Source organism: Pseudaquabacterium pictum, from assembly GCF_005403045.1.
In the GTDB taxonomy this organism is placed as follows: domain Bacteria; phylum Pseudomonadota; class Gammaproteobacteria; order Burkholderiales; family Burkholderiaceae_C; genus Pseudaquabacterium; species Pseudaquabacterium pictum.
Genome location: NZ_BJCL01000005.1, coordinates 148,485 through 159,910, shown reverse-complemented (window position 1 = coordinate 159,910; position 11,426 = coordinate 148,485). Strand labels below are relative to the sequence as shown.

At 73.9% G+C, this 11,426-nt stretch carries 11 protein-coding genes; 6 read left to right on the top strand and 5 right to left on the bottom strand.

Features of this window, described 5'->3' with window-relative positions; translation table 11 throughout:
* The first annotated feature begins 87 nt into the window (after positions 1 to 87).
* Positions 88 to 1,899: a hypothetical protein gene (locus FFT10_RS28010; RefSeq protein WP_194150899.1), complete on the top strand. Its 1,812-nt coding sequence runs from the start codon at positions 88 to 90 to the stop codon at positions 1,897 to 1,899.
* 6 nt (positions 1,900 to 1,905) lie between these two features.
* On the opposite strand, the gene FFT10_RS11985 is transcribed toward FFT10_RS28010, so the two are convergent.
* From FFT10_RS11985 to senB, 4 genes are all read right to left on the bottom strand, one after another.
* A complete protein-coding gene (locus FFT10_RS11985) occupies positions 1,906 to 2,823 on the bottom strand; it encodes a DMT family transporter (RefSeq protein ID WP_137733056.1) in 918 nt (305 codons plus the stop codon).
* Between the two features lie 84 nt (positions 2,824 to 2,907).
* The gene (locus tag FFT10_RS11980; RefSeq protein ID WP_137733055.1) at positions 2,908 to 3,681 is read right to left on the bottom strand and encodes an enoyl-CoA hydratase/isomerase family protein; all 774 of its coding nucleotides are present in this window, start codon (positions 3,679 to 3,681) and stop codon (positions 2,908 to 2,910) included.
* Between the two features lie 6 nt (positions 3,682 to 3,687).
* Entirely contained in the window at positions 3,688 to 4,758 is a 1,071-nt protein-coding gene (gene selD, locus FFT10_RS11975) for a selenide, water dikinase SelD (RefSeq protein ID WP_137733054.1), read from the bottom strand.
* Positions 4,755 to 5,741 (bottom strand): selenoneine biosynthesis selenosugar synthase SenB, encoded by a 987-nt coding sequence (senB, locus tag FFT10_RS11970; protein ID WP_154694084.1) that lies wholly within the window; start codon positions 5,739 to 5,741, stop codon positions 4,755 to 4,757. The genes selD and senB overlap by 4 nt, the downstream gene beginning before the upstream one ends.
* On the opposite strand from senB, the gene senA reads away from it, so the two are divergent.
* On the top strand, positions 5,736 to 6,986 hold the full coding sequence (gene senA / locus FFT10_RS11965; protein ID WP_154694083.1) for a selenoneine synthase SenA: 1,251 nt from the start codon (positions 5,736 to 5,738) through the stop codon (positions 6,984 to 6,986). The genes senB and senA overlap by 6 nt on opposite strands.
* 23 nt (positions 6,987 to 7,009) lie before the next feature.
* On the opposite strand, the gene egtD is transcribed toward senA, so the two are convergent.
* Entirely contained in the window at positions 7,010 to 7,975 is a 966-nt protein-coding gene (gene egtD, locus FFT10_RS11960) for an L-histidine N(alpha)-methyltransferase (RefSeq protein ID WP_137733051.1), read from the bottom strand.
* 87 nt (positions 7,976 to 8,062) lie between these two features.
* On the opposite strand from egtD, the gene FFT10_RS11955 reads away from it, so the two are divergent.
* Genes FFT10_RS11955 through phnE form a run of 4 tightly spaced genes read left to right on the top strand, consistent with a single transcriptional unit; the run spans position 8,063 to position 11,424 of the window.
* On the top strand, positions 8,063 to 8,929 hold the full coding sequence (locus FFT10_RS11955; protein ID WP_137733050.1) for a putative selenate ABC transporter substrate-binding protein: 867 nt from the start codon (positions 8,063 to 8,065) through the stop codon (positions 8,927 to 8,929).
* Between the two features lie 7 nt (positions 8,930 to 8,936).
* Positions 8,937 to 9,770 (top strand): phosphonate ABC transporter ATP-binding protein, encoded by an 834-nt coding sequence (locus FFT10_RS11950; protein WP_137733049.1) that lies wholly within the window; start codon positions 8,937 to 8,939, stop codon positions 9,768 to 9,770.
* Complete coding sequence (locus FFT10_RS11945) at positions 9,767 to 10,609, top strand: PhnE/PtxC family ABC transporter permease (protein WP_137733048.1); 843 nt, start codon at positions 9,767 to 9,769, stop codon at positions 10,607 to 10,609. The genes FFT10_RS11950 and FFT10_RS11945 overlap by 4 nt, the downstream gene beginning before the upstream one ends.
* Positions 10,606 to 11,424: a phosphonate ABC transporter, permease protein PhnE gene (gene phnE, locus FFT10_RS11940; protein WP_137733047.1), complete on the top strand. Its 819-nt coding sequence runs from the start codon at positions 10,606 to 10,608 to the stop codon at positions 11,422 to 11,424. Before FFT10_RS11945 ends, phnE begins: the two co-directional genes overlap by 4 nt.
* The last annotated feature ends 2 nt before the right edge of the window (positions 11,425 to 11,426 follow it).

Below are 11,426 nucleotides of genomic sequence, written 5' to 3'. Positions count from 1 at the left end.
GGGCGGACTGGCGCGGGAACAGCCCTGTTTTCCGGGCTTTGATGCCGGCTTGGCGCCACGGGGTGGCGCCAACAATCCGGGCACATCATGAAAGCGCCCCGCCTCCACGAGCTGACGGCGCGTGTGGTGGCCTGGCACAACCGCCACCCGCTCGCACGACGCATCGATGCCTCGCAGGTGCACAGCATCGGCGAGGTGGTGCTGCCGTTCGCCAGCGCCCAGCCGCTGGCGGGCGCGCCGGTGGCGCCCGCGCCTGCGGCGCCGCCCGCCCCGGTGCCCGCGGGTGGGCCCACGCTGGCCGAGGCGCTGGCGCAGCGCCAGCAACGGCTGCAACCGGCGGCAGCGCCGGAAGCGGGGCCGATTGACGGCCTGGACGTGCAGTCGATGCTGCCGGAAGACCATGCCGACCTGTTCGCCGCGGCGCAAGCGGGCGCAGAGACCGGCGGCGAAGCCGCCACGGCTGGTGCGCCGGCACCGCTTGACGACGCGGAGGACGGCGAAGCCGCGCTGGTGATCCCGCTGCTCGATGGCGACGCGGTGGCGGATGCAGACGCGCCCGCGGACCTGGCCGCCGACACGCCCGCAGAAGGCGATGGACCCGCGGCCACCGAGGCGGCAGAGGCCGCTGCACCGATCACCGCGCAGGCCATCCCGGAAGCCGACGCCAGCCTCGCCGAGGCCCATGCGGCCGAACCGACACCGCCCCCTGGCGCCGCGCTGCCGGTACTGCACGACGTGGCACCCGCTGCGGTCTACCCACCGCCGCACGGCAGCGTGCCCGAATCGGCACTGGCCCGCGCGGTGGCGCGCCGCGCCGCGGCGCACCAGGCCGCCGGCGGTGCCCTGCCGCTGCCGGACGACCTGCCCGCGCCCCCCGCCGGCAGCCGCTGGCAGCGGCTGGTGGCGGCCGTGCGGCGCCTGCTGACCGGCCGGCAACCGGGCCTGCCGCCACTGCGCGCCGCCTTCAGCCGGGAATTCATCTGGCCGCTGCGGCCGGGCCGGGTGGCACGCTGGGCCCAGCGCCATGGCCAGCCGCAGCCGCTGGCACCGGCCGACTGGCCGCAGCGCCGCATCGACGCCGACCGGACCCGGCTGACCGCCCTGCGCGGCAAGGGGCTGGCGCATGACCTGCCGCTGCATGTGCTGACCGCGGCCATCGGCGTGGGCGACCGCCGCATCCGTGTGCTGGTGGGCGCCGACGGCAGCATCCTCGGCCCGCGGGCCTACAGCCGGGCGCGGCTGGGCAGCGTGGGCCTGGTGGCGGCGGTGGCGCTGGTGGGCCTGGGCTGGACGCTGCGGCCGCTGCACGGTGGGCCCTCCGGTGACGATGCCGCCGCGCTGGCCGCGGCACCCGCGTCGGCGGCCTCGGCGCCGCTGGCTGCGGCCTCGGCGCCACCGGTGGCGGCCGCTTCGGCTGCGGCATCGGCGGCACTGCTGGCCGACGCCGCCAGCGCCGCCGAACCGCCGGCCAGCGCCGCCAGCAGCGCCACCGACGGCGCCACCATGTTGGCTGCAGCGCCGCCGGAGGCTGCCGCCTCGCAACCCCAGGCCGACATCCGGCCGGCGCTGTCCGACGAGGAGCGGTACCTCGCCCGGGTGGAAGCGGCCCGCCTGCGCGGCGAGCCGCCGCCGGATCCGCCGGCCACCCTGCTGCCCGGCCCGGTCTACGCCGTGGTGGGCCCGGCCAGCCGCCAGCGCGCCACCGCCGCCGGCAGCCTGGCGCTGATGAAGGCCGCCGCCGGCCGCATGGACGGCTCGGCGCCCGGCCATGGCGAACTGCTGGAGAGCCAGGGCCTGTGGCGCGCCGCCTGGTGGCCGTTCACCAGCCTGGTCGACGCCGAGCGCGCCCGGGTGCTGCTGGCCGGCAAGGGCGTGAAGGCCGAGGTGGTGGAGTTCTGACGACGGCTACCTGCGGCGCAGCCCCAGCCACATGACCGTGGCCACCACCAGCAGGCCGCCGGCCACCTGCACCGCGGCGATGCGCTGACCCAGCAGCGCCCAGGCCAGCACCAGGGCGAACACCGGCTCCACGTTCATGATGGCCGAGTTGCCCACCACGCCCAGCCGCGGCAGCACGGTGAACATGATGGTGAAGGCGGTGCCGTAGAGGAAGGTCAGCGCGCCCAGGCCCAGCCAGCCGGCGGCATCGGCGGGCAGGTGCGGGCCGCCCTGCCAGGCCACGCCGGCGGCCGCCAGCAGGCCCACCTGGGCCATGGTCAGCGCGGTGCGCAGGCGGCCATCGAGGTCGGCCGCCTCGTGCTGGGTCAGCACCAGGGCCAGGCCGAAGGTGGCCGCTGCGGCCAGCGCAAAGGCCACGCCCACGCCGATCTGCGCCCACTGGCCGGCCGCGCCCAGGCCGGAGGCGGCGCCGAACACATCCAGCGCCAGGGCCAGGCCCAGCAGCATCACCGGCATGGCGCGCAGCACCCGCGGCTCGGGCCGGTGCTGGTAGACCACCCGGGCCCACAGCGCCGTCCACAGCGGGTAGGTGTTGAAGGCCAGCAGCGCCAGCGCCACCGGCAGCCGCGCCACCGACGAATACAGGCACAGGCTCTGCACGGCCACCAGCAGACCGATGGCCGGCATGGCGCGGCGCTGCCGGCTGCTCAGTGCCAGCGGCACGCCGGTGGCCAGCACCAGGGCGCCCACCACCAGGGCGGTGATGCCGCTGCGGAACATCACCGCGGTGGCCACGTCCACGCCGTGGTTGAAGGCCAGCCGCGCCGCCACATGGTTGGCGCCCATCATCAGCGCGATCAGCAGCAGCGTGGCGAAGGCGGTGCCCGACAGGGCGGCGGCGGGCGGACGGGCGGCAGACGGCATCGGCGCATTGTCCGGGCCGCCGGCAGTGCAGGATTGCCGGCGCGGTGGGCGCCGGCCGAGACTCAGCGCCCCTTCAGCGCCCCTTCAGCGCCGCTTCAGCGCGGCCGCCCGGGCCGCCTTCGATTCCACGCTGGCACCGGCCAGCATCAGCTGGTCCAGCCCCATGTGGCCGGCCGCCAGGTGGCCGGCGGTGGCCACGGCATTGACCGTGGCCTTGCTCATGCGCACCGCCGCTGCCGGCATGGCCAGCACCTGCTGCGCCAGCGCAGCCGCCTTGGCCAGCGCGCCGCCGGGCGGCGTGACATCGTCGACCAGGCCCATGGCCAGTGCATCGGCCGCGCCCAGGCGCTCGCACAGGATGGTCAGCCGCTTGGCCCGCGACGGCCCCACCAGCGCGGTGAGCCGCGGGATCGCGCCCCAGGTCAGCGGGATGCCCAGGGCGATCTCGGGCAGCGAGACGAAGGCGTTGTCGGCCATCACCCGCCAGTCGCAGGCCACGGCAATCGCGAGCCCGCCACCGACGGCGTAGCCCTCGATGGCGACGATGGTGACCTGGGGCAGCTCCTCCCAGGCCTTGCACAGGCGCCAGCCGACGCCGGCGATCTCGCGCCGCTCGACCAGCGACAGGCTTTCATCGGCCCAGCCGGCGGTGTCCTTCAGGTCGGCGCCGGCGGTGAAGCAGGTGGCATCGCCGGTCAGCAGCACGGCATCGATGTCGGTGCGCTCGGCCAGGGCGTGGGCGGCGGCGGTCAGCTCGCGCATCAGCGCCACGCTCATCGCATTGCGCGCGGCCGGGCGGTGCAGCTGCACCGTGGCCAGACGGCCGTCGGTGTGCAGGCGGATGTGCCGGAAGTCCACCGCCGGTCAGCCCACCACCAGGCGCGGCCCGCTGCCGCCGGCAGCCACCTGGCCGACCACCGCTGCCTGGCCGAAGCCCTGCTCCTGGAAGATCGCCAGCACCGCCGGCAGGGCCTGCGGCGTGCAAGAGACCAGCAGGCCGCCGCTGGTCTGCGGATCGGTCAGCAGGGCGCGGTCGGCATCGCCCAGCCGCGCGGCCACCGACACCTCGCTGCCGTAGCCGGCCCAGTTGCGGCCCGAGGCGCCGGTGACGAAGCCCTGCCCGGCCATGGCATGCACGCCGGGCAGCAAGGGCACGCTGGCCCAGTCGATGTGCACCGTGCAGCCGGCACCGCGGGCCAGCTCCAGCGCATGGCCGGCCAGACCGAAGCCGGTGACATCGGTCAGCGCATGCACGCCCGGCAGCGCCGCCAGCGCCGGGCCAGGGGTGTTCAGCCGGGTGGTGTTGTCGATCATCTGGGCATAGCCGGCGGCATCGAGCACGCCCTTCTTCAGCGCCGCGCTCATCACGCCCACGCCCAGCGGCTTGCCCAGCACCAGCAGGTCGCCGGGACGGGCATCGGCATTGCGCTTGACGCGGCTGGGGTGCACCAGGCCCAGGGCCACCAGGCCGTAGATGGCTTCCACCGAATCGATGGTGTGGCCGCCGGCGATCGGGATGCCCGCGGTGCGGCACACCGAGGCGCCGCCCTCCAGCACCCGGCCGATGGTGGCCGTGCTCAGCACATTGATCGGCATGCCCACCAGCGCCAGTGCCAGGATCGGGCGGCCGCCCATCGCATACACGTCGCTGATGGCGTTGGTGGCGGCGATGCGGCCGAAGTCGAACGGATCGTCGACGATGGGCATGAAGAAATCGGTGGTGGCGATCAGCGCCTGCTCGTCGTTGAGCTTGTAGACGGCAGCGTCGTCGGCGGTCTCGATGCCCACCATCAGCTCTGGCGGGATCGGCAGCGCAGCCGTGCCCTTGAGGATCTCGCTGAGCACGCCCGGGGCGATCTTGCAGCCGCAGCCGCCGCCATGGGACAGCGAAGTCAGGCGCGGTTCGCCGGCCGGCGGGGTGTAGGCGGTGGTCATCGGTGGTCTCCTGGAATGGGGTGCGTCGTCAGCAGGCCGGCCACCAGGGCCTGCAGGGTGGCGGCTTCGGCTGCGGGCGCGAACAGCGGCGCCCGCTGCGCGGCCCGCTCGGCCAGCGCCGGGAGCATAGCGGCATCGTCGCGGGTGCGCTGCAGCAGGGCGGCCAGCGCGGCATCGTCGCCGGGGTCGAACAGACCCGGCCAGTCGGCGCCCAGCAGGCCGAGGTTGCCGTCGATGCGCGAGGCCAGCACCGGCGTGCCGCTGCGCAGTGCCTCGATCACCACATGGGCGCCGCCTTCCATGCGGCTGGGATGCACCAGCAGATGGGCCTGCTGGATGCGCCGGCGGGTGGCCGCATGCGGCAGCGCCCCGAGCCAGCGGTAGCTGGGCTGGGCAGCCGCCAGCGCCCGGGCCTGCGCGCCCAGGGCCGGATCGAGCGCGCCGCCGATGTGGTCGAGGCGGATGTCGGCACGGCCGGCCAGGCGGGCGGCGGCGCGCAGGTAGGTCAGCGGGTCTTTCTCGTCGCGCAGGTGGCCGACCATCAGCGCCCGCAGGTGGCGCTGCGGCTTGGCCGGCAGCGGCTGGCGGGCCGGGCAGGACTGCAGCACGACATGGCAGCGGGCTTGCAGATCGGCCGGCAGGCTGCGCGCGCCCAACGCGTTGAGCACGACCAGCGCATCGGCTGTCTGCAGCGACCGGCGGGCATCGGCGTCGGCGTGGATGTCGCGGTACAGGTCGGTGCCGGTCAGCACCAGCAGCAGTGGCCGCCGCGGCTGGGCCGCCCGCCAGGCCGCCACCGACGGTGCCGAGCGGCGTGCATGCAGGGCCACCATCAGGTCATCGTCGCCGCCATCCCAAGCCGCGGCCAGCCGCACGCGGTAAGCTGGCGCCAGCATCTGACGCCAGCGCCTGGCGGTCTGCCAGTTGCCGTTGTTGGCATCGGCCAGCGCGGGTGTGACGATGACGAGTTTGCGACGATGCACCCTGACAGCATAGCCACCCACGCACCGGATGCCATCGGTGCCCACCCCGCTGCGCTGGTGGCGCGCCACGGCGATGCCGCCGCGCTGGCAGCGGCACTGCAGGCCAGCCGCGCCGACACCCTGCTGCACTTCCAGCGCCTGCAGCAGGCGCTGCCGGGGCTGCAGGTTCCGCAGCAGGCCACGCTGAACCCGCCCCTGTGGGAACTGGGCCACATCGGCTGGTTCCAGGAGTACTGGCTGGCCCGCAACCCGCAACGGCTGGCTGGTGCCGCGGCCGACCCGGCCGCACCGCGCAGCGCGCCGCTGCGGGCCGGCGCCGATGCGCTGTACGACAGCAGCGCGGTGCCGCATGCCAGCCGCTGGGCGCTGCCGCTGCCCGATGCCGCCGCGACCCGTGCCGACCTGGCAGCACAGCTCGGTGACACGCTGTCGCTGCTCGGCCGGCTGGACCACGCCGGTGACGACGGGCTGTACTTCTTCCGCCTGGCGCTGCTGCACGAGGACATGCACCACGAGGCCGGCCTCTACATGGCACGGGCGCTGGGCATCGCGGTGGACGATCCACGCTGGCAGGCGCCGCAGTTGCCAGCGCCCGGCCCGGCACTGGCCTGCCCGGCCGGCAGCTGGCTGCTGGGCCACGGCACCGCCGGCTTCGCCTTCGACAACGAGCTGGGCGCCCACCCGGTGCCGCTGCCGGGCTGCCGCATCGATGCCCAGGTGCTGCGCTGGGCCGACTACCTGCCCTTCGTCGACAGCGGCGGCCAGGCCGATGCGCGGCTGTGGTCGGCAGATGGCTGGGCCTGGCGCCAGGCCACCGGTGCCGCCGCCCCGCGCCACCTGCGGCAGCAGGACGGCCAGTGGCAACAGTGGCGGCACGGCCAATGGCGGGCGCTGGACCTGGCCGAACCGGCCTGCCACCTCAGCGCCCACGAGGCCGTTGCCTGGTGCGCCTGGGCCGGCCGCCGCCTGCCCACCGAGGCCGAATGGGAATGCGCCGCCATCAGCCAGCCTGGCGCCTTCCGCTGGGGCGATGTGTGGGAATGGACGGCCAGCGGCTTCGCGCCCTACCCCGGCTTCCGTGCCCATCCGTACCGCGACTATTCCGCGCCCTGGTTCGACGGCCGGCCGGTGCTGCGCGGCGGCTCGTTCATGACGCAGCCGCGCATGAAGCATCCGCGCTACCGCAACTTCTTCCCGGGCCACCGCACCGACGTGCCGGCCGGCTTCCGCAGCTGCGCGCTGTGAGCGCCGGGCCGTCCCGTGCCCGCTCAGCCAGACGCCAGGCAGACGCCGAACCAGCCCTGCGGGTCGGTCCAGTGCTGCACCTGCGCGAAGCCGGCGCGGTGCAGCAGGGCAGTGAACGCCGCGGGTGTCCACTTGTACGAGTTCTCGGTGTGGATGCGTTCGCCTGCGGCAAACACGCGCACGCTGCCGGGCCAGCGCACGGTGGTGGCCTGGCGCGCCGCCAGGTGCATCTCGATGCGCGACTGCACAGCGTCGAACAGCGCCACATGGCGCCAGTCGCGCAGCTGGAAATCGCTGCCGAGCAGGCGGTTCAAGTGGTTCAGCAGGTTCAGGTTGAAGGCCGCGGTGACACCCAGGGCGTCGTCGTAGGCGGCCTCCAGCTGGGCCACCGGCTTGACCAGGTCGACGCCGATCAGCATGGCGCCGCCGGCGGCCAGGGTGCGTGCCTGGCGCAGCAGCTGCAGCGCCGCATCGGGGCTGAAGTTGCCGATGCTCGAGCCCGGGTAGAACACCAGCGCCGGGCCGTCGACCAGGCCGGCGGGCAGCTGCAGCTGGCTGGAGAAGTCCAGGCCCACCCCCGCCAGGCCCATGGCCGGGTGACGCCGCTGCAGGTCGTGCAGGGCCTGGCGCAGGTAGTCCACCGAGATGTCCACCGCCACGTAGCGGCGCGGCTCCAGCAGCGGGAATAGCCGGGCCGCCTTGGCGCAGTTGCCCGCACCCAGGTCGACCATCACCGGCGCGCTGCCGCAGGCCGACAGCACCGCCTGGGCAATGGCCGGACCATGCTGGTCGACGATGGCGGCCTCGGTGCGGGTGGGGTAGTACTCGGGCAGCTCGGTGATGACATCGAACAGCCGCGAGCCCAGCGCGTCATAGAAGAATTTGGGCGACACCGCCGCTGCTGGCGCCAGCAGCCCGGCCGTGGCCTCGGCGGCCAGGCTGGCATGGTCGGCCTGGTGCAGCTGGATGAATTGCGGGGTGTTGTGCATCGTCAATTCACTCTAGCAGGTCGACCCGGCTAGAGTGGCGGCCTGCGAGACACACCCCTGACCGCCGAACGACCTGGAGACCCACCGATGAACCGCCTGTCCACCATCCGCCTGCGCCATGTCCTGCTGGGCTGCGCCCTGGCCGCCTTCAGCGCCTACAGCGCCGCCCAGCAGGTGCTGCGCGTGACCACCATCCCCGAGGAGGCGGCCACCGAGCAGGTGCGCAAGTTCGGCCCGATCGCGAGCTACCTGGAGAAGAAGCTGGGCATGAAGGTGGAGTTCACGCCGGTCAGCGACTACCCCGCCGCCGTGGAGACCCTGGTCAACAAGAAGGTCGACCTGGTCTGGTTCGGCGGCTTCACCTTCGTGCAGGCCAGCATCCGCTCGGGCGGCAAGGTGGTGCCGATCGCCCAGCGCGAGGAGGACACCCGCTTCCAGTCGGTGTTCATCGCCAAGACGGATTCAGGCATCAAGACCCTGGCCGACCTCAAGGGCAAGCAGATCAGCTTCGGCTCGCAGAGCAGCACCTCGGGCCACCTGATGCCGCGGCACTTCCTGCTGCAGGCGTCGATCAATCCCGAGAAGGACTTCCGCCGCGTGGCCTACAGCGGCGCGCACGATGCCACCATCGCCTCGGTGGTCAGCGGCAAGGTGGATGCGGCCGCACTCGACATCACCGTGTGGAAGAAGTTCACCAGCGAGGGCAAGGTCGACACCAAGGCGGTCGACGTGTTCTACACCACGCCCACCTTCTTCAACTACAACTGGTCGGTGCATGCCGACATGCCGGTGGACCTGCGCAACAAGCTGCAGAAGGCGCTGCTGGACATCGACCCGGCCACGCCCGAGGGCGCCGAGATCCTCAAGCTCAACCGCGCCACCCGCTACATCCCCACCACGCCCGACAACTACAAGGGCATCGAGGCCGCGGGCCGCAGCGCCGGCCTGATCTGACGCCACGGTGCAGCTCGATCTGGAAGGGGTGGCCGCACGCCACCCGGCGGCGCGCGCCGGCGCTGGGCCGGCGCTGCAGGGCCTGAACCTGCGGGTGGCCAGCGGCGAGCAGGTGGCGGTGATCGGCCCTTCGGGCGCCGGCAAGACCACCCTGCTGCAGGTGATGGCCTGCGCCCTGCCGCCGGACAGCGGCCGGCTGCGGCTGGACGGCACCGACCCCTGGGCACTGCCGCGCGCCGCGCTGCAGCGCCTGCGCGGCCGCCTGCTGCTGGCGCCGCAGGTGCCGCCCCTGCCACCGCGCCAGCGGGTGGTCACCGCGGTGCTGGCCGGCCGCCTGCCGGCGCTGGGCACCTGGGCCAGCCTGCGCTCGCTGTTCTATCCCAGCGACATCCCTGCGGCCCATGCTGCGCTGACCCGCTTCGACCTGGCCGACAAGCTGTTCGACCGCGTCGACCGGCTCAGCGGCGGCGAGCGCCAGCGCGTGGGCCTGGCCCGCGCCCTGGTGGCGCCGGCCACGCTGTGGCTGGTCGACGAGCCGCTGTCGGCGCTGGACCCGACGCGGTCGCGCCAGGCCATCCACAGCCTGGTGCAGGAGGCCGCGGACCGGCGCATCACCCTGGTGGCCACGCTGCACCAGGTGGAGGTGGCGCTGGCGCAGTTCCCCCGGGTGATCGGCCTGCGCGACGGCGCGCTGGCCTTCGACCTGCCGGCGGCCCAGGTCACGCCCGACCATCTGGCCCGCCTCTACGACCAGCACGAGGCGGAACTGCACGGTGCCGCCCCCGCGGCCGACCAGCCGGCGCAGGCGCGCCCGGCACCGGTGGTGATGCACTGCCGATGAGCGCCCTGCCCTCCGCCGCCCGCGGCGCACCGCAGCATGACCCGGCCTGGCTGGGCCGGCTGTTCTGGCTGGGTGCGGCGCTGGTGGTGCTGTGGCCGCTGGGCGTGGCCACCGAGTTCCGGCCTTGGACGCTGCTGTCGGCCGACAACATGAAGGTCACCGGCCAGTTCCTGGCCAGCTTCCTGCCGCCGGCACATTCGGCCGAGTTCCTGGCCCTGGTGGCCCGCGAGGCCTGGCGCACCGTGGCCATTGCCACCGCCGGCCTGGTGCTGGCCCTGGTGCTGGCGGTGCCGCTGTCGCTGCTGGCGGTGCGGGTGCTGTCGGTGTCGGCACTGACCGGGCGCATGGCGCGCGGGCCGTTCTGGCTGCGCCAGGCGGTGCGCTGGCTGCTGGTGGTGCTGCGCAGCGTGCCCGAACTGGTGTGGGCGCTGGTCTTCGTGCGGGTGGTCGGCCTGGGGCCCACCGCCGGCGTGCTGGCCATCGCGCTGACCTACGGCGGCATGCTGGGCAAGGTGTATGCCGAGATCCTGGAAAGCGGCGACCCGCATGCCACCGAGACCCTGCTGCGCAACGGCGCCGGCCGCGGCCAGGCGCTGTTCTACGGCCTGCTGCCGCAGAACGCGGCCGAGCTGACCAGCTACACCGTCTACCGCTGGGAGTGCGCCATCCGCAGCTCGGTGGTGCTGGGTTTCGTCGGCGCAGGCGGGCTGGGCCAGCAGATGGACAACTCGATGAAGATGTTCAACGGCGGCGAGGTCTTCACCATGCTGGCGGTGTTTGTCGCCCTGGTGGCGCTGGCCGACCGGGTGAGCGCCGGCCTGCGGCGGGGGCTGGGATGAGCAGCGGCACGCCACCCCACCTGCTGCCGCCGCCGCTGTGGCAGGCACGCTGCCGGGCCTGCTGGTTCACCCTGGCGGTGCTGGCCCTGGTGGTGGCCAGCTTCTGGAGCCTGGACCTGCAGTGGGCGCAGTTCTTCTCGCTGGAGGCGGCGCGCAGCATGGGCCGCTTCATCGGCGAGTTCTTCCCCCCCGACACCTCGCCCGAGTTCCTGCGCAAGGTGGCGCTGGGCACCTGGGAAACGCTGGCGATGTCGGCGCTGGGCACGGCGCTGGCCGCCGCCGGCGGCCTGCTGCTGGCCCTGCCGGCCAGCCGCCTGCAGGCCGGCGAGCGGGCCTGGGCACGCACGCCCACCCGCGGCCTGCTGAACCTGCTGCGCGCCGTGCCCGAGCTGGTGTGGGCCGGCCTGCTGCTGATCGCCGCCGGCCTCGGACCGCTGGCCGGCACGCTGGCGCTGGCGGCGCACACCACCGGCGTGCTCGGCCGGCTGTTCGCCGAAGCGATGGAGAACGCGCCGTCTGGTCCTGGCGACGCGCTGCGCGCCCAGGGTGTCGGCAAGTGGCGGGTGGCGCTGTACGCCACCCTGCCGCAGGTGCTGCCGCAGCTGCTGAGCTACACCCTGTACCGCTGGGAGAACAACATCCGCGCCGCCGCCGTGCTGGGCGTGGTGGGTGCCGGCGGACTGGGCCAGCTGCTGGCCTTCCACATGGGGCTGTTCCACATGGCCAAGACCGCCACCGTGCTGGGCGCCATGCTGCTGCTGGTGGGCGTGGTCGACGGCCTGAGCTACGGCAGCCGGCGCTGGCTGATGCGCTGAGC